21 protein-coding genes and 1 tRNA gene are annotated in these 19,659 nt (G+C 70.2%); 13 read left to right on the top strand and 9 right to left on the bottom strand.

The genetic code is table 11. From position 1 onward, the window contains the following. Positions 1–92: 92 nt before the first annotated feature. Positions 93–845: an IclR family transcriptional regulator gene (locus tag D3230_RS01330; RefSeq protein ID WP_202343203.1), complete on the bottom strand. Its 753-nt coding sequence runs from the start codon at positions 843–845 to the stop codon at positions 93–95. 54 nt (positions 846–899) lie between these two features. Between D3230_RS01330 and D3230_RS01325 the strand changes: the two genes are divergently transcribed. The 6 genes from D3230_RS01325 (at position 900) to pcaC (ending at position 5,777) form a co-directional block, all read left to right on the top strand. Then, complete coding sequence (locus D3230_RS01325) at positions 900–1,670, top strand: IclR family transcriptional regulator (protein WP_202343202.1); 771 nt, start codon at positions 900–902, stop codon at positions 1,668–1,670. Between the two features lie 101 nt (positions 1,671–1,771). After that, positions 1,772–2,593 (top strand): protocatechuate 3,4-dioxygenase subunit beta, encoded by an 822-nt coding sequence (gene pcaH, locus D3230_RS01320; protein WP_202343201.1) that lies wholly within the window; start codon positions 1,772–1,774, stop codon positions 2,591–2,593. Next, positions 2,593–3,177 carry a protocatechuate 3,4-dioxygenase subunit alpha gene (gene pcaG, locus D3230_RS01315; protein ID WP_202343200.1) on the top strand — a complete coding sequence of 195 codons (585 nt, stop codon included), beginning with the start codon at positions 2,593–2,595 and terminating at the stop codon, positions 3,175–3,177. Before pcaH ends, pcaG begins: the two co-directional genes overlap by 1 nt. Then, complete coding sequence (locus D3230_RS01310; protein ID WP_237466641.1) at positions 3,167–4,591, top strand: lyase family protein; 1,425 nt, start codon at positions 3,167–3,169, stop codon at positions 4,589–4,591. The genes pcaG and D3230_RS01310 overlap by 11 nt, the downstream gene beginning before the upstream one ends. Then, the gene (locus D3230_RS01305) at positions 4,588–5,367 is read left to right on the top strand and encodes an alpha/beta fold hydrolase (RefSeq protein ID WP_202343198.1); all 780 of its coding nucleotides are present in this window, start codon (positions 4,588–4,590) and stop codon (positions 5,365–5,367) included. Before D3230_RS01310 ends, D3230_RS01305 begins: the two co-directional genes overlap by 4 nt. Continuing rightward, the gene (gene pcaC / locus D3230_RS01300; protein ID WP_202343197.1) at positions 5,364–5,777 is read left to right on the top strand and encodes a 4-carboxymuconolactone decarboxylase; all 414 of its coding nucleotides are present in this window, start codon (positions 5,364–5,366) and stop codon (positions 5,775–5,777) included. Before D3230_RS01305 ends, pcaC begins: the two co-directional genes overlap by 4 nt. A gap of 21 nt (positions 5,778–5,798) precedes the next feature. On the opposite strand, the gene D3230_RS01295 is transcribed toward pcaC, so the two are convergent. Both D3230_RS01295 and D3230_RS01290 read right to left on the bottom strand, forming a co-directional pair. Beyond that, positions 5,799–7,454: a DHA2 family efflux MFS transporter permease subunit gene (locus D3230_RS01295; protein WP_202343196.1), complete on the bottom strand. Its 1,656-nt coding sequence runs from the start codon at positions 7,452–7,454 to the stop codon at positions 5,799–5,801. 82 nt (positions 7,455–7,536) lie between these two features. Beyond that, entirely contained in the window at positions 7,537–8,241 is a 705-nt protein-coding gene (locus tag D3230_RS01290) for a TetR/AcrR family transcriptional regulator (protein WP_202343195.1), read from the bottom strand. A 150-nt stretch (positions 8,242–8,391) separates the two neighbouring features. Between D3230_RS01290 and D3230_RS01285 the strand changes: the two genes are divergently transcribed. From D3230_RS01285 to D3230_RS01275, 3 genes are all read left to right on the top strand, one after another. Beyond that, a complete protein-coding gene (locus tag D3230_RS01285; RefSeq protein ID WP_202343194.1) occupies positions 8,392–8,901 on the top strand; it encodes a hypothetical protein in 510 nt (169 codons plus the stop codon). Between the two features lie 101 nt (positions 8,902–9,002). Next, positions 9,003–9,623 (top strand): DUF305 domain-containing protein, encoded by a 621-nt coding sequence (locus D3230_RS01280; protein ID WP_202343193.1) that lies wholly within the window; start codon positions 9,003–9,005, stop codon positions 9,621–9,623. A gap of 186 nt (positions 9,624–9,809) precedes the next feature. Continuing rightward, positions 9,810–11,072, top strand: coding sequence for an MFS transporter (locus tag D3230_RS01275; protein WP_202343192.1), 1,263 nt, complete (start codon positions 9,810–9,812; stop codon positions 11,070–11,072). Here the strand turns inward: D3230_RS01275 and D3230_RS01270 are convergent. From D3230_RS01270 to D3230_RS01260, 3 genes are all read right to left on the bottom strand, one after another. Further along, positions 11,026–11,982: a LysR family transcriptional regulator gene (locus tag D3230_RS01270; protein ID WP_202343191.1), complete on the bottom strand. Its 957-nt coding sequence runs from the start codon at positions 11,980–11,982 to the stop codon at positions 11,026–11,028. The two genes, D3230_RS01275 and D3230_RS01270, sit on opposite strands and share 47 nt — an antisense overlap. A gap of 18 nt (positions 11,983–12,000) precedes the next feature. Further along, a tRNA-Arg gene (locus D3230_RS01265) sits at positions 12,001–12,073 on the bottom strand. An 89-nt stretch (positions 12,074–12,162) separates the two neighbouring features. Next, positions 12,163–12,744, bottom strand: a complete 582-nt coding sequence (locus D3230_RS01260) for an HhH-GPD-type base excision DNA repair protein (protein WP_202343190.1) — start codon at positions 12,742–12,744, stop codon at positions 12,163–12,165. A gap of 41 nt (positions 12,745–12,785) precedes the next feature. On the opposite strand from D3230_RS01260, the gene D3230_RS01255 reads away from it, so the two are divergent. From D3230_RS01255 to D3230_RS01245, 3 genes are all read left to right on the top strand, one after another. Then, positions 12,786–13,109 carry an Imm1 family immunity protein gene (locus D3230_RS01255; RefSeq protein WP_202343189.1) on the top strand — a complete coding sequence of 108 codons (324 nt, stop codon included), beginning with the start codon at positions 12,786–12,788 and terminating at the stop codon, positions 13,107–13,109. Between the two features lie 326 nt (positions 13,110–13,435). Continuing rightward, positions 13,436–14,263, top strand: coding sequence for a DUF2690 domain-containing protein (locus tag D3230_RS01250; RefSeq protein WP_202343188.1), 828 nt, complete (start codon positions 13,436–13,438; stop codon positions 14,261–14,263). A 110-nt stretch (positions 14,264–14,373) separates the two neighbouring features. Further along, positions 14,374–15,003 (top strand): hypothetical protein, encoded by a 630-nt coding sequence (locus tag D3230_RS01245; RefSeq protein WP_202343187.1) that lies wholly within the window; start codon positions 14,374–14,376, stop codon positions 15,001–15,003. Here the strand turns inward: D3230_RS01245 and D3230_RS01240 are convergent. Genes D3230_RS01240 through pepN form a run of 3 tightly spaced genes read right to left on the bottom strand, consistent with a single transcriptional unit; the run spans position 15,000 to position 18,931 of the window. Next, a complete protein-coding gene (locus D3230_RS01240; protein WP_202343186.1) occupies positions 15,000–15,452 on the bottom strand; it encodes a globin in 453 nt (150 codons plus the stop codon). The genes D3230_RS01245 and D3230_RS01240 overlap by 4 nt on opposite strands. After that, complete coding sequence (locus D3230_RS01235; RefSeq protein WP_202343185.1) at positions 15,449–16,342, bottom strand: mechanosensitive ion channel family protein; 894 nt, start codon at positions 16,340–16,342, stop codon at positions 15,449–15,451. Before D3230_RS01235 ends, D3230_RS01240 begins: the two co-directional genes overlap by 4 nt. Next, on the bottom strand, positions 16,343–18,931 hold the full coding sequence (gene pepN, locus D3230_RS01230) for an aminopeptidase N (protein WP_202343184.1): 2,589 nt from the start codon (positions 18,929–18,931) through the stop codon (positions 16,343–16,345). A 71-nt stretch (positions 18,932–19,002) separates the two neighbouring features. Here pepN and D3230_RS01225 point away from each other — a divergent pair, with 71 nt between their 5' ends. Continuing rightward, positions 19,003–19,623, top strand: coding sequence for a mycothiol-dependent nitroreductase Rv2466c family protein (locus D3230_RS01225; RefSeq protein WP_202343183.1), 621 nt, complete (start codon positions 19,003–19,005; stop codon positions 19,621–19,623). The last annotated feature ends 36 nt before the right edge of the window (positions 19,624–19,659 follow it).

The raw sequence follows: 19,659 nt of genomic DNA, 5'->3' as shown, positions 1-19,659 counted from the left end.
TCGGGCCACGGCTGTGCTGGCTAGTGTGCCCGGGGCCCGAGAACTACCGCCCCGAAATCCCATTCAACGGGAAGGCTCGCCCTCCCGCGGGCTCATGCTCGCGTCTGGCGAAGCTCCGCCTCGATCTCCCCGGCTGCGGCCTGGAGCGCAGCACGTGCGGGCCCGGGGTCGGCGCCCCGAGGAAGTATGACGGACACCGCGGCAACGACCGTGCCCGCGTCGCGCACGGGGACGGCGACCCCGGTGGAGACCCCCTCGACGGAGCCCGGAGCCACGACGTGCCCGGTACGCCGAATCTCCGCCAGCGTGCGTCGCAGCTGTTCGGGCTCCGTGGGGGTCCTCGGGCCGAGCCGGGGCAGCGGTGCCGCGAGCACCCGATCTCGCACCTCCGGTGCGGCGAAGGCCAGCAGCGTGAGACCCGCGGAGGACGCGTGGAGGGGGAGCCGCCCGGCGACGCGGGCGATGTTTGCGCCGGCCTCCGGGTGCGAGAGCCGCTCGATGAACAGTGTCTCGTCGTGTTCGAGCACGGCGAGCTGCGTGTGCTGCCGCACGATGGCCTGCACCCGTTCCATCGCGGGCAGTGCGGCCTGCCGCAGTCGGAGCACGGTGGAGCCGCGAAGGGCCAGCTCCCACAGCCGCAACCCCAGCCGCACCCGCTGCTCTTCATCGCGTTCCAGGAGGCCGGCGGCGACCAGCTCATCGACCAGGCGATGCGCCGTCGAGGACGGGAGCGCGGCGTGACGGCCGATCTCGCTGACACGCTGCACGGTGCGATCCGGGGTGAACGTCTCGAGCACGCGGACGACGCGCTCCACGACACTGTCGCCGCTCGGTGAATTCGCCATGCGCCCAGCATGCCACGGGGTATTCTCGATCGCAGTACCGAGGAGGACGCAGCCATGACCGCTGGAACGTCGCCCGGCGAGGGCATCCTCGACCGCGCGCTCGCCGTGCTGTCCTGCTTCACCGAGGACGACCCGGAGCTCGGCGCGGGAGAACTCGCCGCGCACACGGGGCTCGCCTCCTCCACGCTGCACCGGCTGCTCGCCGCGCTGGTGCAGCGCGGGATGCTCGTGCGGCTGCCCGGGCAGCGCTACGCGGTGGGGGCACGATTGTGGGAGCTGGGGGAGCTCTCCCCGCTTTCGCTCCGACTCCGCGAGCGCGCAATCCCGCACATGGTGCGGCTCTACGAAGCCACGGGGGAGAACGTCCATCTCGCCGTGCTCGACGGCGACGACCCGGCGGCGGCGAGCGCGATCTACGTGGGGCGGGTGACCGGACGGATGTCGATCCCGACGGTGAGCCGGGCCGGGGGCCGCGGGCCGCTGCACACCACCGGGGTGGGGCGCGCGCTCCTCGCCGCGCAGGAGGAGCCGTGGCTGGTGCGGTACTTCGCGGTGCCGCGCGAGCGCGAGACCCGGTTCTCGATCACCGCGGAGGGGCCGCTGCGCCGGGAACTCACGCGCACCCGCGAGCGCGGCTATGCGCTGACGCAGGAGGAGATGACCCTCGGGAACATCTCGGTCGCGGTCGCGTTGCCGCCGGTGGCCGGGCTGCCGCCGATCGCGCTCGGCCTCGTCGTGACGCTCGAGCGCGCGGATGAGCGGCGGCTCGCCGCCATCGTGCAGCAGACCGCGCGCGAACTGCTCCAGGATCTCCGCGCGGGCTGAGCCGCGGACCAGACTCCCAGTGAGTGGGAGTCGCCGCCGGGATCGCGCCCGCCCGGTGGGACGCTGGGAGTCCCTCAGGATCACGTCGAAGGAGACCCCGCATGGCTGACGCGCCGACCCCGGCCGCCGCACCCGAGACGCTGCTCGCGGCACCGGATCAAGCATCCCAGGCGGAGATCACCGCCGAAATCGAGGCGCTGCACGCGGAGCAGGCGCGCCGTGTCGCCGCAGGGGAATCCCTGCCGCGCACGATCATGGACTTCCCCCCGTACCGCTCAAGCCTGCTGCGCCACCCCACGAAGAATCTGCAGCTCGTCAACCCGGAGACGATCGAGCTGTGGTCGCCGGCCTACGGCCAGCGCGACGTGGCCGCCATCGAATCCGACCTCACCCTGCAGCACTCCGGAGAACCGCTCGGGGAACGAATCACCGTGACCGGTCGGCTGCTCGATTCGTGGGGGCGGCCGCAGGCCAACCAGCTCATCGAGATCTGGCAGGCCAACTCCGCCGGCCGCTACATTCACCAGCGCGACCAGCACCCCGCGCCGCTCGACCCGAACTTCACAGGGGCGGGCCGCGCCATCACGAACGACCGCGGAGAATACACGTTCACCACGATCAAACCGGGACCCTACCCCTGGAAGAACCACGTGAACGCCTGGCGCCCCGCGCATATTCACTTCTCCGTGTTCGGGCGGTCCTTCACGCAGCGCATCGTGACGCAGATGTACTTCCCGGGGGACCCGCTCTTCCCCCTGGACCCGATTTACCATACGATCCGGGATCAGAAGGATCGAGACCGTCTGATCAGCAGCTACGACCACGAACTCACCGTTCCGGAATTCTCCATGGGGTACCGATTCGACATCGTGCTCGACGGCCCCGACGCGACCTGGTTCGAACCCGAGGAAGGCGATCACTGATGACCCCCGCAGCATCCCGCACCGCGCCGGTTCCCGAGCGCACCCACGAGGCCACCCCGGGGCAAACGGTGGGCCCCTTCTTCGCCTACGGCACCACATTCCCCAAGAAACACGAGATCGCCTTCCCGCACTCGCCAGGTGCGATCCTGCTCAGCGGCACGGTGGTTGACGGGCATGGCCATCCGATCCCCGATTCCATCGTCGAGATCTTCGCGGCCGACACCGACGGCACGGTGCCGCGCGCTCGCGGGACCTTCCGCCGCGACGATCACAGCTTCACCGGATTCGGGCGCGCGTTCACGAGCGACGAGGGCCACTTTGAGTTTTGGACGCGCAACCCGGGCTCCGTCTCGGGGGAGGCGCCATTCTTTGCGACGATCGTCTACGCTCGCGGCCTCCCCGATAAGCTGCACACCCGCATCTACCTGCCGGAGCACACCGCCGCGCTCGCCGCCGACCCGTTGCTCTCCGCGCTGTCCGAAGCGGATCGCGCGACGCTCGTTGCGACCCGCACGCCCGACGGGCACCTGCGCCATGACATCCGTCTGCAGGGCGAGCGGGAGACCGTGTTCCTTGCCTACTGACCTTCCGCGCCCGTCGACCGACGCGCCCGCATTCGACGCCGGGCTGCTGTCGCCCGTCAGCGCCGGCGTCGGCGCTGAGCTGGCTGACGCGGCGGTATTCGGTGCGCTGGTCGCCGCGGAGACGGCGCTGGTGCGCGCCTGGGGCGGCGTCGGAGTCGCGCCGCGCGCCGCGGTCACGGAGGTCTCGGAGCGGTTCGGCTGGGCCGGTCCCGGGGAGCCGTGTACGGTGCCGGATCCGCCGCTTGTGGACGTTGTTGCCGGGTCGGCGAACGGTGGCAATCCGGTCATCCCGCTGGTGGCGGTGCTCACCGAGCGCGTGTCGCCTGAGTGCCGCACCTGGGTGCACCGCGGGGCCACGAGCCAGGACATCCTCGACTCGGCGCTCATGCTGGTGGCCCGGCAATCCGGTGCCCTGATCCTCGCCGATGTGCGGAACACGGAGCGCGCCCTCACCGACTTCGTGCGCGAGCATCGGGGCACCGTTGCCGCCGCGCGCACCCTCACGCAGCACGCCGTCCCCACCACGATGGGGTTGCGGGCGAGCGGCTGGCTGCGCGGGATCCGGCGCGCGGCCGATCGGCTCGACGCGCTGTTGCCGGAGTTGCCCGCCCAGCTGGGCGGGGCCGGAGGCACGCTCGCGTCGTTCGCGGAGATCGCCCGCGGTGCCGGATCGGCGGTGCCGGGCACCGTCAGCGCGCTCGTCGCAGCGTACGCGGCGGAGCTCACGCTCGCGGCCCCCGACGCGCCCTGGCACACGGTCCGCTGGCCCGTCACCGAGCTGGCCGACGCGCTCACCCAGGTCGTCGACGCGCTCGGCGTGCTCGCGAGCGACGTCGCGACGCTGAGCCGCACCGAGATCGGGGAGCTCGCGGAGGGCGCCGCCGGGGGGTCCTCCGCCATGCCGCAAAAGCGGAACCCCGCGGGGGCGGTGCTGGTCCGTTCCGCGGCGCTGCGCGCCCCGCAGCTCGCGGCCACGCTGCACCTCGCGTCAGCGCTGGCCGGGGACGAGCGCCCCGACGGGGCCTGGCACGCCGAGTGGCCGACGCTGCGCGAACTCCTGCGGCTCACCCGCGGGGCGGCGGCGCAGGCGCTGCGGCTCGTGTCCGGGCTGCGGGTGGATACCGGGGCCGTGTCCCGCAATCTCGCGCTCACGGACGGGCTGATCGTCGCCGAGCGGCTCGCAATTGTGCTCGGTCCCGTGCTCGGGGCTGAGCGCGTGCGCGAGATCGTTCGCGCCGCGGGGCAGCGGGGGCACGGCGGGCCCGGGAACGACCTCGCCAGCCTGCTCCGCGTCGAGCCCGGGCTCGCCGAAGCCGGGATCGACGTGGCGGCGCTGCTCGATCCGGCGCAGTATCTCGGCCTGGCCGCCCAACTCACCGAAGGTATTTCTCACCCCTCCCAGGAGACCACATGACCCTGCCGCAGATCGCGTTGACCACGCCCACCGGCCCCGCCGACGCCCCGCTCGTGGTGCTCGCGCACTCGCTCGGGACCGGCCCATTGATTTGGGAGCGGGTGGCCCCCGTGCTGTCCCGCGACGCCCGGGTCGCCCTGCTCGTGCTGCCGGGCCACGGTCGCGCACCCGTCCCTGCCGACCCCTTCACACTCGAGGAACTCGCCGACGCGGTCGCGGTCGCCATCCAGGAGTCTGATCGCGGCGGGGTGCGGTACGCGGGCGTTTCGATCGGTGGCGCGCTCGGACTCACGCTCGCGCTCCGGCACCCCGCGCTGTTCGCGGGGGTCGCGAGCGTGGCCTCTGCCGCGTCGCTCGGCACCGCGGAGCACTGGAACGCCCGCGCCGCGCTGGTCCGAGAACAGTCGACCTCGGCGCTCGTGGCGGCGTCCGCGAAAGCGTGGTTCGCGCCGGATTCGATTGCGAACGAGCCCGAGCTCACGGGGCGGATCCTGCGCGAGCTCCAGGCGGTCTCCGACGAGGGGTATGCCCGTTGCGCGGAGGCGCTGGGTGGCTACGACCTCCGCTCGCGGCTCGGCGAGATCAGCGTTCCGATCCTCGCGATGGGCGGCGAGTTCGACACCGTCGCCCCGGAGCCGCGTCAGGACGAGATCGTTGCCGGGGTGCCGCGCGGCCGCAAGGTGATGATCGCGGGTGCCGCGCACCAGCCGCCGGCCGAGCAGGCCGCGGCCGTGACGGCGGCGCTGCAGGACTTTTTCGCGGAGGCGGGGCGATGACCGGGGTCGGGCGGGGGCCATCGGGGCTCAGCGACGCGGAGCGCGTCGAACGGGGGATGCGGGTGCGCCGCGAGGTGCTCTCTGACGCGCACGTGGATCGGGCGAACGCCGCCATCACCGATTTCACCGCCGACTTTCAGGACTTCATCACCCGCACCGCCTGGGGCGACATCTGGTCGCGGCCGGGGCTCGACCGGAAGTCGCGCTCCGTGGCCGTGTTGACGGCGATGATCGCGCTGGGGCACCACGACGAGTTCGAGATGCACGTGCGTGCTGCGCGCCGAAACGGGCTCACGGTCGCGGAAATCAAGGAGGTGATTCTGCAGGCCGGGCTGTACTGCGGGGTGCCGGCCGCGAACACGGCGTTCCAGCTCGCACGGCGCGTGCTCGAAGAGCTCGGAGAGGCCTGAGCGCCTCCCCGAGCCCTCGTGCTATCCGCGGGTGACGTCCACCGGCCCCGTGGGGGCCTCGCGGGTCCCGGTGCGCGTCGCGCGTTCGGCGGACTCGAGCGCCTCCGCCTCAGCACCGCCGATCGCCTCGCCGCGCGCCACCATCCCGGACTCGTCCGAGAGCGGGATCTGCTTCAGGAAGAGCGCGAGCACAAACGCGATCAGGATGAAGGGGATGAGGTACCAGAACACGGGCGCGAGCGAGTCCGCGTAGGCGTTCACGACGCCGTCACGGATCGCATCGGGCATCTCGGAAAGCTTCTGCGGGTCGATCGTGGCGACCGCGTCCTGGGCGTTGGGTACCCCCGCGCCGGCGAACACGTCGCTGAGGCTCTCGCTGAGGCGATTCGTGAACATCGCGCCGAAGATCGCCACGCCGAGGGATGCGCCGACCTCCCGGAAGTAGTTGTTCGTGCTGGTCGCGGTGCCCACCATGCCGGGGTCCACGGCGTTCTGCACCACGAGGACCACAACCTGCATGATGAGGCCGAGGCCCGCACCGAACACGAACAGGTACACGCAGATCAGCCAGATCGGGGTGGCCGCGGTGAGTGTCGTCATCGCCGTCATCGCGGCGGCCGTGACGAGCGTGCCGACGATCGGGTAGGCCTTGTACTTCTGGCGCTTGGTGATCATGATCCCCGACCAGATCGAAGTGCCCATCATGCCGGCCATCATCGGGAGCATCAGGAGTCCGGAGGCCGCGGCGGACGCCCCGGAAGACATCTGCAGGAACGTCGGAACGAAGGCGATGGCCGAGAACATGCCGAGGCCGAGGGTGAAGCCAATGGCGGTCGCGTTGATGAAGATCGGGTTCTTGAAGAGGCTGAGCGGGATGATCGGATCCTCCGCGCGCGCCTCGACGAGGATGAACGCGAGTGCGGCGAGGATCAGCCCGCCACCCCACAGCCACGTCTCCAGGGCACCCCAGCCGTGGTCCTTGCTACCGCCGAAGTCGGTGAAGAAGATCAGGCAGGTCGTCGCGATCGAGAGGGTCACGACCCCGAGGATGTCGATCTTCTTCTCCGCCTTCTTGCTCGGCAGCGTCAGGGCAAACCAGGCGATCGCGAACGCCGCGATCCCGACGGGGATGTTGATGTAGAACGCCCACTGCCAGGTCATGTGATCGACGAAGAAACCACCGAGGAGCGGTCCGGCGACGGCGGAGAGGCCGAAGATCGCGCCCAGAGGCCCCATGTACTTGCCGCGCTCGGAGGCCGGCACGATGTCGGCGATGATCGCCTGCGAGAGGATCATGAGCCCGCCACCGCCGAGGCCCTGCATGGCGCGGAATGCCACGAACCAGGTGAAATCGGGGGCGAGCGCGGCACCCACGGAGGCGATGGTGAAGAGCGCGATCGCGATCAGGAACAGGGTGCGACGGCCGAGCACGTCGCCGAATTTGCCGTAGATCGGCATCACGATCGTCGTCGCGAGGAGGTACGCGGTGGTGATCCAGGCCTGGTGCTCGACGCCGCCGAGCTGGCCCACGATCGTGGGCATGGCGGTCGAGACGATGGTCTGGTCGAGGCTCGAGAGCATCATTCCGGCGATGAGCGCGGAGAAGATGATCCAGATCCGGCGCTGCGTGAGGAGCAGCGGGGCGGCGGGTGCGCCCGCGGGGGCGACGGTGTTCATGCGGTGTGGACTGCTTTCGGGGTCGGCGCGCCGCCGGTGCGCCGAGGGGCGGACCGGAGACGCTGGGAACGGAAGGGGGAGGTTAGCGGGCCGACGTGACCGGGTCAGTCGGGTCAGTCGGTTCAGTCGGTTCAGTCGGTTCAGCAGATTCAGTCGGATCAGCTGGGTCGGTTCCGGTGAAGAGCTCACGCGTGCGGGCGAGCGTGTCGCGCAGTCGGGGGCCGATGCTGCCGGTGCTCCGTGCGTCGAAGAATGCGTGCGCCGTCGAGTGGAGCATCGCGCCAAGCACCTGGATCGCGAGTCCGACGCGCGGATCGTCCGGGGCGAGCCCTTCGCGCTCGGCGATCAACGCAGCGAACTGCCGATGGATCTCCTCGGAGTCGCTCAGGAACTTCTCCATGAAGGCGGGTTCCCGGGCGATGATCTGGTTCACGTGCGTGATGGTGCCCGCGACGTCGAAGACCTCGTCCATCATCTCGATCGCTACCTCGACCATTTCGTCGAGCAGCGTGGGGCTGATCTGGCCGTTCCGGGTGCCCGCGGCGACGAAGCGCTGCACGGCGTCGCTCTCGAGCGGGTCGCTCGGCGTGCCGATGACGGCTTCGGTTTTCGATGGGAAGTAGTTGAAGAACGTGCGGCGCGAGATCCCGACCTGCTCGCAGAGCGTCTCGACCGTGAAACCGCCGAGGCCATGCTCGGCGGTCAGCTTGCGGGCGTGCTCCGTGATCGCGATCCGGGTACGCCGCATCTTCGCCGCACGGCCGGACGATTCTGCACTTTCGCTCATAGAATGCAATTATGCACTATTCATTGCAGAGTGCAAAGTCTGGGCTGGGTGTGGTCGCGCGGCTGGGGTCCGCCGTGCCGTCCCGCGGCTCGCCACGGATTCCCAGCCCGCCGCAATAGGGTGAGCCGCAGACTCAGGGGATGGAGGGACATGGCACTGATGCAGCGCGGGATCACGGGCGGGCTGCGCGGCGTGCTCCTCACCGGTCTGCTCGCGGTGCTGCTCATCGCCGGGATCCTCGGGATGCACACGCTCTCCACCGGCCACAGCCCCGCGAGTGCCGCGCTCGGTGCCGCGTCGGCGAGCGCCGCGCACGGTGGTGCCGCGCCGGCCGAGTCACGGGCCGGCGCAGCGTCGGCAGCGCTGGCGAGTGCGTCGCACGACGGTTCCGCTCCGGCAGCACCGGTGATGCAGGCGGCCGCCCCCTCGGCGCACGCACCGGACGGGCTCGGCCAGGAACCGTCCGACCACGGGATGCAGGATCTCCTGTGCGTGCTTGCGCTCCTGCTCTCGCTCGTCCTCGTGGCGGTAATGGTCGGTCCCGCGCCCCTGCGCCGCTGGACCGAGCGGGTCGCGCGCCGGGCCGCCGGCGTGCGTTGTGCGGGCGTACGTCCGCCGCCGCAGCCGTCACTCATCGTCCTGTCCATCAGTCGCACCTGAGTCGCGGGCCCCGCCTGCATCACCTCCGTCATCCCGGGGTGGGCGGTGCGCCGAGGCCTGCCCGGGGCCATTGACTCAGAGACCCACGAATGGACACAGAAATGACTCACCGACTGACCACCTCCCTGCTGCTCTCGACCGCCGTCGCGGGAGTGCTGCTGCTCGCCGGCTGCGCCTCCGGCTCGACCGCTGGATCAGACGTGGCACCCGCCCCGTCGGCCTCCAGCGGCACCCCGAGCGAGCAGGGATCGGGCACCACCACCGCAAACGCGGGCGACGAGATGTTCACGACGATGATGATCCCGCATCACGAACAGGCCATCGAAATGTCCGACATGATCCTCGCAAAGGACGGCATCGACCCGCGGGTGACCGAGCTCGCCCAGCAGGTGAAGGACGCGCAGGGCCCCGAGATCGCGCAGATGCGCGGCTGGCTCACCGAGTGGGGCGTCGACGCCCCGGAAGACATGGGCGGCCACAGCATGGGCGACGACGGGATGATGGGCGAGGAGGACATGGCGGCGCTTGAGGCGGCATCCGGGGTCGAGGCCTCCCGGCTGTTCCTCGAGGGCATGATCGTGCATCACGAGGGCGCGATCGATATGGCCGAGAGCGAGCTCGCTCAGGGCCAGCACGCGGAGGTCCGCGAGCTGGCGCAGCAGGTGATTGACGGCCAGAGCGCCGAGATCGCCGAGATGCGCGAGATCCTCGCCTCGCTGTAACCGGGCACGCTCCGGCGTGCCGCCGCGGGGTGGCCGGGTGCAACCCGGCCACCCCGCGGTGTGCGAGGGGCGATCGAGCCGGCCGCGTGCCAAGCTTCACCGCCCGGCGGATCCCTGAGCGACGCTCACGACCGCTTCACGAAATCGTCATTGTTCCGGATCCCGCGGTCGCGCGACAGTAAGGGTATGCATGTTGACGTTCCCACAACCGCCGCGCACACGCGGAGTTCATTCCTGCCCGTATGGGCGGTGACCGGGGCCACGTTTCTCGTGGTGACCTCGGAGATGATGCCCGTCGGAGTGCTGAGCCCGCTCGCTGCATCGCTGCAGATCTCCCACGGTCTCGCAGGAATGTCGCTCACGGTCACCGGGCTCATCGCCGCCGTGGTCTCGACGCTCGCACCGATCCTCGCGCGGCGGGTGGATCGGCGCGCGATCCTGGTCGGGTTCATGGTTGCCTTGGCGGCCGCGAACGCGCTCACGGCGTGCGCGCCGAACTTCGCCACGCTCGCGGGGGCCCGCGTGCTGCTGGGCATCGCGATGGGGATGGTGTGGGGGCTTGCCGCGGGGCTGGGGCCGCGCCTTGTCTCCGGTGCCCGTGTCGGGCGTGCCACGACGCTCGTCTTCTCAGGGGTGGCGATCGCGTCGGTACTCGGCGTGCCGCTCGGCACGGCGGTGGCGGAGTTCGCGGGGTGGCGCGCCGCGTTCTGGGGGCTCGCGGCGTTGGGGATCGTCTCCAGCGTGCTCTTGCGGGCGCTGCTGCCACCCCTGCCGGCCGCCGAATCCGTGCGCCTGGGAACGGTATTCGGGGTCCTGCGAACCCCCGGGGTGGCCTGGGGGCTCGCGATCACCGGCCTCGTGGTGCTCGCGCACTTCTCCGGCTACACCTATGTGCGTCCCGTCCTCGAATCTGCATTTGGAATCGCGGCGAGCGCCGTTGCCGGGGTGCTCCTCGTCTACGGGATCGCCGGCGTCGCGGGGAACTTCGTGCTTGGCGCGGTCGCCGGGCGGTCTCCCCGGTTCGCCGTGCTCCTCGCCGTGGGGGCGGTGGCCGCGGCGACCTGGGGGATCGCGGCGATCTCCGAGCCAGTTTCCGGCCTCGTGTTCGCGCTCGTCGTCGTGTGGGGGCTCGGTTACGGGGGCGTTTCGGTGTCGACCCAGAGCTGGACGGCTGCGGCGGATCCGGGGCGAGTGGAGGCCTCCGCGGCGATCTGGGCCGGGGTGTTTAACGCGAGTATCGCCGTGGGGTCCGCAATCGGAGGGATCGCCGTGAACGTTTCCGGACCGCGGGCCGCGATGCTGCTGGCGGGGCTGCTCGCTGTCGCCGCGTGGGGGCTCGCCGGAGCAACGCGCCCGGTGCCTCGCGCGGCGCGCTCCGGCCACCCAGCGGCTGCGGCTCGCGCTACGCGCCGGCGGGCGCGCGCAAGCTCGCGTCCGGACGAGGCGTAGCGGCCGCGATCGGAGCCTCACTCGCGCGGAGCGCCGCGACAAACTCCGAGAGCAGCGGGTGGGGCGTCCCTGCGTCGCGGGTCACCGCGAGCAGCGTGGAGTCGGGCACGCCGTCAAGCGGCACGTAGGCGACGTCCGGTCGGGGCATGTACGCGGCGCTGGCCTCGCAGATGAGGGTCCCGGTGCCTCGCGTGATCACGAGGGACAGCGCTTCGGGGAGCGTGCGGGCCGCGGCCACGTAGTGCAGTTCGGTCCCGTCGCTGAGCCGGGACGGCGCATTCGCCTCACGCCAGTAGCCGGGTGCGGAATGCGCCGGACCCACGAGCGGGATCCCGCTGAGTTCGGCGGGGGCGATGCGCGAGCGCCCAGCCAGCGGATGCGTGTGCGCGAGCGCCACGAACTGGGGGTGACGGGAGAACTCGAGCAGGGTCCGGAGCCCGGGTTCGTGGCTGGGCGCGAGCACGAGGGCGACGTCGAGCTCGGCGCGTGATATCCGGCGGAACGGCTCGGCCCAGGGGAGTTCGATCAGCTCCGTCATCCCCGGCGGCAGCGCCGCGACCGCGCGAGCCACGGGCTCGGTCACCGCGCACTGGAATCCGATTCGGAGCGGTCGTGCGGGGGTCAGTGCGGCCGCCTGGGCCGCGTCGAAGGCCGCGCGCAACTGGGCGAGTGCGGGCACCGCGTCGGCCGCCAGGGCCGTCCCGAGTTCGCTCAGGGCCACCCGGCGACTGGTGCGCACGAACAAGCGCCCGCCGACGCGCGATTCCAGCCGGGCAATCATCTGGGACACGCGTCCCGGTGACACGCCAAGGTTCTCGGCCGTCCGACCGAAGTGGAGTGTCTGGCTCAGCTCGCCAAAGCACTCAAGCTCGCGGAGCGGGAGATCGCGGAGGACTGCGGGTCCGTGCACGTCATCCCCTCTCCTGAGTGCCCCCGGCTGGACTCGAACCAGCGACCGACAGATTAGAAGGCTGTTGCTCTATCCACTGAGCTACGGAGGCGACCATACGAGCGTACACCGGGCGCGCAGTGGATTCCTCTGTGCGCCACGCCGGGAGTGTGCGGAGTGCCAGATCGTGCACGCCGGCGGCTACGTCGTCTTCGCCGCTTTGGCCGCGGCCTTCGCGACGCGTTTCGTTTCGCGCACCTTGAGGAGCGTCTCGGGCGACGTGATGTCGGCGACGCTGCGGAAGCTGCCGGCCTCGCCGTAGGGCGCCGCGGCCTCGCGCCAGCCCGCGCCGGAGAAGCCGAGCTGTTTGCCCAGGAGGGCGAGGAAGATCTTCGCTTTCTGGGGGCCGAAGCCGGGGAGTGCCTGCAAACGCTTCAGCACGGTCGCACCGTCCGGATCGCCGTCGGTCCAGATTCGCGAGGCGTCGCCGCCCCACTCGGTGTCCACGGCCTGCGCCAGCGCCTGGGTGCGCGTTGCCATGGATCCGGGGTAGCGGTGCACGGCCGGCGTCTGCGTAAATGCGGCGATCACGTCGTCGGGATCAGCTCCTGCGAGTGCCGATGCGTCCACGGTCCCGAGCCGCTCCTGAATCTTGAGCGGGCCGCTGAACGCGAGCTCCATCGCGACCTGCTGATCGAGCAGCATGCCGACGAGGAGCGCGAACGGGTGCTCGCTGAGGAGTCGGTCGGCGTCCGGGTCATTGACGAGGTTCAGGGCTGACATGTGTCTAGTGTGCCAGCACCTCCGGCGAATATCATCAGGGTATGGCCGACTTTTCTGACCACATCGACGCGCTCGACGGGCTCCACGTGACGCTCACCGCGGACCGGATCGGGCCCTGGGACGTCATGATCGGCGGTGGGCCTGAGTGGTTCGTCCTCACGGCCACCGCGGGAACGCACAGTGTCAACGCGCTCGCGTTTTCCGACGGTCGCGATGAGGGCACCGTCGATCTGACCGTCGGCGGGCAGGCGGTGGACTATCCCGCCCGGTATGTGCTCGGTCGCGACGCGGTGGACGCCGCGATCCGAGAGCTCGCGCACGCGCCGCGCGCGGACGACCTCCCGTCCGCGCGCTGGGAGCGCTGACCGGCCACCGCGTGGCCTGACGAGCCACCGGGTCCCTGACCAGTCACCGGGTGCCCCGACCGGCCACCGCGTGCTCGGCCCGGCACCGCAGCCGCGCGTCCTCACGGCCCGAACGGTCCGCACACTCGGCGGTTCGGAGCTCCGAACGAAATATCGGAACCCGTCGAAAGCTGTGAGAATTCAAGGTTCTGCGTGGGATCCGGCAGGAGGGGACCGCTGAGTGTCTCAGGAACCATCTATTGTCTGAGTGAGGCGCGTATCGCGAATTCCGGAACTCCAAACACGGATGCTCCGGAACTTTGGAACAGAGGTCGGTGGAGGAACACATGCAGGACACTTCGGTACCCGAACCGGGGAGGAGTCCCGATGCGGAGGCGGACTCGATCGCCGCGTTCGCGGAAGCGCTCCGAGATCTGCGGACCGCAGCGGGCAATCCCACGCTCGCGGCGATGAGCGATCGCACGGGGATCTCGAAGAGCGTGATCTCGGTCGCGCTCACGGGGCGTGTACTGCCCACGGAGAATACGGTGCTGAAGCTGGTGGACGATCTCGGCGGCGATCTCAAGGAGTGGCGCGCGCGGCGCAACGCGCTCGACCCGAAGCACGCGGGGCTCGTGGGCACCGGTGACGCCGGCGCGGAACAGGCCGGGGGAGCGCGCCGCTTCTCCCTGGCTCAGACCGTCCTGATCGCGGCCGGGGCGGCGGCGGCCGCGGCGCTCTCGAGCGGGCTCATCGTCGGCTCAGTGAACTCGGCCGCACCGGCCGAGCCGGGGAGCGGGCGGCACCTCAGCGAGGCCGCGAACGGGATCGATCCGATGCTCACGGCGTGCCGGGACGACGCAGTGATCGCGGCATCCGAGGCGCGACTCGACAACAAGGTCCACGTGCAACTGATGTATTCCAACGACTGCATGGCCGTGTGGGGGCGCGTGACTCGCTACGACAATCAGACCGAGGGCAACACGATGAGCATGCGCGTCTGGCCGCTCGATGACCCGCAGAGCGACCGCGCACAGTCGCGCACCGACATCGGGCTGCAGTCCCTCTACACGCCCATGCTGATCGAACCAGATACCGCCGCACGAGTCTGCGGCCAGGCGACGATCACCGTCGACGGCAAGACGGAGAACCTGGGCCCGGAGATGTGCATATGAGTCGGCGCGGGATCGGCGTGAGGTGTGCCGCGGCCGGTGCTCTGGCGCTGGCTCTCTCCCTCGTGGGGTGTGCCAGCGCGTCCGGGAGCGCTGCGGCGCAGGCGAGCACCGTGCAGCTTCCCGGTGGCAGTGCGGTCACGGTGAGCGCAGACACGGTGCTGGGAAGCGGCCAGTTCCTGCCGGATCGGGACAACTACGCGATCACCGCGGAGGAGTGGACCACCACGATGGACGGCGAGACGCCCGTCGTCGTGGGGCTCGTGCAGACCACGCACACCATGCACTACCGGGGATATACCGAGGACGAGTTCGTGACCTTCGTGCTCGGGGTGAGCGCCGATGGTGAGGCCCGCGAACTCACTCGGACCCGGATCCTGCGCGGGGCGGAGCACACGGCGGAACTGGCGGGGCGTTCGGAACAGGGCGTTGTCGCCGTGCTCCTCGACGGGGAACTCAACACCAACGTGCCCCGGGACAGCCGCGTGATCGGGGTGGACGCGGTGCGCGGCACCGAGGTCTGGGTGAAAGAGCACGGCTATCCGCGCGCCGGCGACGGGGAGGCCTGGTTCTACGCCGCGGCCAGCCCCGACGCCTGTGCGACCGAGGTACAGCGGTTCGACGTGGCAAGCGGAATCGTGGCCGCCTCCGAGAGCATCCTCAACACGGACCCCGCGTCGGGCGGCACGTGCGTCACCGCGAATGATCCCGCACCGCCGCCCACCCTCGATCCCGAGGCCTAGTCGAAGCGATTCACCATCGCGAGGGCCGCGCGCTCCACGTAGTCGCGGAATGCGACGTCGTGCATCGGTGGCAACGCCACTTCGTCGAGCGCGGCGTGCATGTGGTGCAGCCAGCGCTCCTTCGCCGCGGGGGTGATGGGGAAGGGGGTGTGCCGCATCCGCAGCCGCGGGTGCCCCCGCTGCTCAGAATACGTGGTCGGGCCGCCCCAATACTGCTCGAGGAACGAGCGGAAGCGCCAGATCGCGCCCTCCCAGTCGTCCTCCGGGTACATCGGCGCGAGGATCTCGTCCTCGCGCACCCCGCGGTAGAACGCGCGCACGATCCGCTCAAAGGTGTCGGTGCCGCCCACCTGCGCCCAGACCGTGTCGGTGACCGCGTCGCCGGATTCGCCGGAGCGGAGGGTGAGTCGCGGGGCGGGTGGGGTGGATTCGGGCGTGAGCTCGCTCATGCGGTGCCTCCTGGCAGGTTGGGGCGTTCGTCGGAGAGGACGATGCCCTCGTCACGGAAGGCGCGCAGGATCTCGGCTCGAATGCCGCGCTGCACCTCCCACTGGGCTTCGGGCCGGGTGCGCACGGCGAGGCGCAGGGTGGCGCGGTCGCCGAACACGCTTTCGAGGCCGAGGATCTGGGGCTCGCCGGTGACCTTGCGCGCGTACCTCGGAGAGGTGAGGAGCTCGCGGGCGGCCTTGACGGTGACCTCGGACACGTGCGTGAGATCCTGATCGGCGTTCACCGTGATGTCGATGAGCGCCTGGCCCCAGCCCTGCGAGGAGTTGCCGAGCGTCAGGATCTCGCCGTTGCGGATATGCCACAGGGTTCCGTCGAGCGCGCGAACCTGGGTGATCCGGATCCCGACGTCCTCCACGGTGCCGGTGACGGCCTCGATGGTGACCACGTCGCCCACGCCCAGCTGATCCTCGAACACCATGAAGATGCCGTTCAGGATGTCCTTCACAATGTTCTGCGCCCCGAACGCGAGCCCGGCGGCGACGATACCCGCGGAGGTGAGCACCGCGCCGAGGTCAACGCCCAGCTGCGCGAGGATCAGGATCATCGCGGTGATGACCACCACCCAGGAGATGATGTGCCGCCCCACGGTCCCGAGCGTGCGGGTGCGCTGCACCGCCCGAGCGTTCACATACGGGGCGGCGTACATCTCCGAGGTGGTGTCGACGTCCTGGACCTTCTTCACCCCGCGCACCACCTGGGTGACGGTGCGGACGAGGAGTCGGCGCAGCAGCCAGTTCGCCACGATCGCGAGGACCACGATCAACACGATGTTGAGCACCGTGTGGTAGTCCCGATAAAAGCTGCTGAGTGCCGCGCCGATCTCCTGCATTTAGGCCGCCTGATCCGCCTGCTGGGCGCGCAGCGCGCGCTCGACGCCGGCGAGGTGCTCGACGATCATGCGGCGCAGCGCCGCGGGAGCCGATGCGTTCGCGTCCAGCCACGCCCGGGTCGCGTCCGCGAGCGCGCGGTCGGCAAGCGGCGCGGGGAAGAAGCCCTCGATGAGCTCCTCGGCGATCGCGTAGCTGCGCGACTCCCAGACGGGGGTCACCGCCGCGAAGAAGCGCTCCACGTACGGCTCGATGAGCGCGAGGTCGTTGGCGCGGGTGAAGCCCAGGCCGGTGGCGCGCACGATCGCGTTGGGCTGGTTCGCGTCATCGAACACCGAGGCCCACGCCGCCGCCTTGTCTGCGGCGGTGGGGAGCGCCGCGCGGGCGTGCGCCGCCGACTGGTTCCCGTTCGCCGTGCGATCCTCCGCGAGTCGCGCCTCGATCTGCGCGGCCGTGGCACGGCCACCGGCCGCGAGCGCGATCAGCAGCTCCCAGCCGAGGTCGGTGTCAATGTTCAGCCCGTCCATCGGGAGCGAACCGTCGAACAGTCCCTGCACGGTGTCGAGCTGCTCGTCGGTGGCCGCGAGCTGGCCGAAGGACTTCACGAACTGGAACTGGCGGTCGCTGCCGGGCTCCGCGTCGACCGCGAGCCGCCACAGCGCATCCCCGACGCGCTCCAGCGTCGCCGCGCGCCGCTCGGGAGCGACGTAGCTCGCGGCTGCGAGGAGCAGCTGGCCGAGCACGGTGCGCAGCGTCGTGGAGGCGTCCTCCTCGCTGATGTGCGCGAGCACGATCTCGACGAAGCGCGAGGCCGGGAACTCCGCGTCGCGGGTCGCATCCCACAGGGTGCCCCAGAGGAGCGCGCGGGCCAGCGAATCCTCGACGGCACCCAGCTGGGCCGCCGCCGTCTCCAGCGAGCGCTCGTCCAACCGGATCTTCGCGTAGGTGAGGTCGTCGTCGTTCAGGAGCAGCAACTCCGGCTGTGCGACGCCGACGAGCTCGGGCACCTCTGTGCGGGTGCCGGCGATGTCGAGCTCCAGACGGCGGATCCGGCGCACCGGGCCGTCGTCCGAAGCGCCGTACAGGCCAACCGCGATGCGGTGGGGCCGAATCGTCGGGTACGCCTCGATCGCGGTCTGCTCGATCGCGAAGCTCGTGTAGAGGCCGTCGGCGTCGAGCTCGAAGACGGGGCGAAGCGTGTTGACCCCGGCGGTTTCGAGCCACAGCCGCGACCACTCGCTGAGGTCGCGGCCACTCTGGGCCTCGAGCTCCGCGAGGAGATCCGGAAGCTCCGTGTTCGCGTGGTGGTGCTTCACGAAGTAGTCGTGCACGCCGCGCATGAACGGCTCACGCCCCACCCAGGCGACGAGCTGCTTCAGCACCGAGGCACCCTTCGCGTAGGTGATGCCGTCGAAGTTCACGAGCACGTCTTCGAGATCGGTGATCTCGGCGACGATCGGGTGCGTGGAGGGGAGCTGATCCTGGCGGTAGGCCCAGGACTTTTCCGACGCCGCGAACGTGGTCCAGCACTCGGTCCACTCGGTCGCCTCGGCGACGCCGAGGGTGGACATGTACTCGGCGAAGGACTCGTTGAGCCACAGGTCGTTCCACCACCGCATGGTGACGAGATCGCCGAACCACATGTGGGCGAGCTCGTGGAGGATCGTGACGACCCGCCGTTCGCGCATCGCGTCGGTGACCTGGCTGCGGAACACGTACGCCTCGGTGAACGTCACCGCGCCGATGTTCTCCATCGCGCCCATGTTGTACTCGGGGACAAACAGCTGGTCGTACTTGTCGAACGGGTACGGGTAGTCGAATTGTTCCTCGAAGAAACCGAAGCCCTCGCGCGTCTTGTCGAAGATGTAGTCCGCGTCGAGGTACTCGGCAAGCGACTCCCGGCAGAACACCCCGAGCGGGATCGTGCGGCCGTCGCGGCTGGTCAGCTCCGAACGGACCTCGGTGTAGGGGCCGGCGATGAGTGCGGTGATGTAGCTCGACATGACGGGCGTCGGTTCAAACGCCCAGGTCGCGATCTCCTGCTCCGCCCAGTCCGCGCCCTGCGCCGCGGCCTTGGTGCCCGCGGGGGTGGGCTCGGGGGTCGGCTGGTTGCTGACCACCTTCCAGCGCGCCGGCGCGGTGATCGTGAACGCGAACGTGGCCTTCAGATCCGGCTGCTCGAACACGGGGAACATGCGCCGCGAATCGGGCACCTCGAACTGGGAGTAGAGGTAGACCTCGCCGTCGGCGGGGTCGACGAAGCGGTGCAGGCCCTCGCCCGTGTTCATGTAGCGCTGCGTCGAGACGATCCGGACGCTGTTCTGCGCGGCGAGATTCGTCAGCTGCACGCGCGAGTCCGCGAACGCGGTTGCCGGATCGATCTCCGTGCCGTTCAGCTCGATGCGCTCAACGGAGTCCGCGATGAGATCGATGAACGTCGCGGCACCCTCCTGGCCGGCGAAGTGGATGGTCGTGTCGGACGCGAAGGTGTCGGCGCCGACGGTGAGATCCAACGCGACCTCGTATCGCTGGGTGGCAACGATGCGGGCGCGTTCCTGGGCTTCAACGCGGGTGAGGTTGGTTCCTGGCACTGCAGCTCCTGTCGAGAAGATGGGTCGAATATCACCAGCCTACGCCCGTCCTCCGCGGGTAGGCTGGTGATATGAGCGCAGCGCAGTCGATTCCCGAAAAACCCGAGGTCGAGTTCTGGTTCGACCCCATCTGCCCCTGGTGCTGGATGACCAGCCGCTGGGCCAGCGAGGTTGCGCAGCTGCGCGGCTTCGAGATCTCTTGGCACCCGATCAGCCTCGCGATCCTGAACGAGAAGCAGCCGCCAAACTCCCACTCCGCCGCGCAGCTGGAGGGCCTGCGGATGGGGCGTGTCGCCGAGGCGGCACGCCGTGTCTCGGGTGAGTCGGTTGTCGGAGAGCTGTACACGGCGTTCGGCACTCGGATCCACCCGGGTGGCCGCTCCGACACCGACGCGATCATCGCGGAATCGCTCGCGGAACTCGGCCTCGACGCCGGGCTCGCAGACGCCGCGAACGATGAGTCGGTTGACGTGCAGCTCCGGGCGAACACCGATCACGCGATGGCGATCGCGGGGCCCGACGTCGGGGTGCCGATCATCTCGGTGAACGGGGTGGCGTTCTTCGGGCCCGTGGTCACGCCCGCCCCGATGGGGGAGACCGCGCTGCGGCTGTGGGACGGGATCGTCGCCGCGGCAAGCGTGCCCGGGTTCTATGAGCTGAAGCGGGGCCGGTCGGCCGGGCCGCAGTTCTGATCGCGGAACTCGCCGCGGGAGGGCGGATCGGCGGGA

Origin of the sequence: Leucobacter chromiireducens subsp. solipictus (genome assembly GCF_016758195.1) — a bacterium.
Classification (GTDB): domain Bacteria; phylum Actinomycetota; class Actinomycetes; order Actinomycetales; family Microbacteriaceae; genus Leucobacter; species Leucobacter solipictus.
The sequence above is the reverse complement of the archived record's forward strand: the minus strand, read 5'-3'. Positions and strand labels throughout refer to the sequence as shown.

Bases quoted from the DNA above. Each gene is read 5' to 3' on its own strand.
- D3230_RS01290 (WP_202343195.1), bottom strand. From the start codon at position 8,241: ATGAGCGAAAGTGCAGAATCGTCCGGCCGTGCGGCGAAGATGCGGCGT.
- D3230_RS01280 (WP_202343193.1), top strand. From the start codon at position 9,003: ATGACTCACCGACTGACCACCTCCCTGCTGCTCTCGACCGCCGTCGCG.
- D3230_RS01250 (WP_202343188.1), top strand. From the start codon at position 13,436: ATGCAGGACACTTCGGTACCCGAACCGGGGAGGAGTCCCGATGCGGAG.
- D3230_RS01225 (WP_202343183.1), top strand. From the start codon at position 19,003: ATGAGCGCAGCGCAGTCGATTCCCGAAAAACCCGAGGTCGAGTTCTGG.
- D3230_RS01295 (WP_202343196.1), bottom strand. From the start codon at position 7,454: ATGAACACCGTCGCCCCCGCGGGCGCACCCGCCGCCCCGCTGCTCCTC.
- D3230_RS01255 (WP_202343189.1), top strand. From the start codon at position 12,786: ATGGCCGACTTTTCTGACCACATCGACGCGCTCGACGGGCTCCACGTG.
- D3230_RS01330 (WP_202343203.1), bottom strand. From the start codon at position 845: ATGGCGAATTCACCGAGCGGCGACAGTGTCGTGGAGCGCGTCGTCCGC.
- D3230_RS01325 (WP_202343202.1), top strand. From the start codon at position 900: ATGACCGCTGGAACGTCGCCCGGCGAGGGCATCCTCGACCGCGCGCTC.
- D3230_RS01275 (WP_202343192.1), top strand. From the start codon at position 9,810: ATGCATGTTGACGTTCCCACAACCGCCGCGCACACGCGGAGTTCATTC.
- D3230_RS01240 (WP_202343186.1), bottom strand. From the start codon at position 15,452: ATGAGCGAGCTCACGCCCGAATCCACCCCACCCGCCCCGCGACTCACC.
- D3230_RS01305 (WP_202343198.1), top strand. From the start codon at position 4,588: ATGACCCTGCCGCAGATCGCGTTGACCACGCCCACCGGCCCCGCCGAC.
- pcaC (WP_202343197.1), top strand. From the start codon at position 5,364: ATGACCGGGGTCGGGCGGGGGCCATCGGGGCTCAGCGACGCGGAGCGC.
- pcaG (WP_202343200.1), top strand. From the start codon at position 2,593: ATGACCCCCGCAGCATCCCGCACCGCGCCGGTTCCCGAGCGCACCCAC.
- D3230_RS01260 (WP_202343190.1), bottom strand. From the start codon at position 12,744: ATGTCAGCCCTGAACCTCGTCAATGACCCGGACGCCGACCGACTCCTC.
- D3230_RS01235 (WP_202343185.1), bottom strand. From the start codon at position 16,342: ATGCAGGAGATCGGCGCGGCACTCAGCAGCTTTTATCGGGACTACCAC.
- pcaH (WP_202343201.1), top strand. From the start codon at position 1,772: ATGGCTGACGCGCCGACCCCGGCCGCCGCACCCGAGACGCTGCTCGCG.
- D3230_RS01285 (WP_202343194.1), top strand. From the start codon at position 8,392: ATGGCACTGATGCAGCGCGGGATCACGGGCGGGCTGCGCGGCGTGCTC.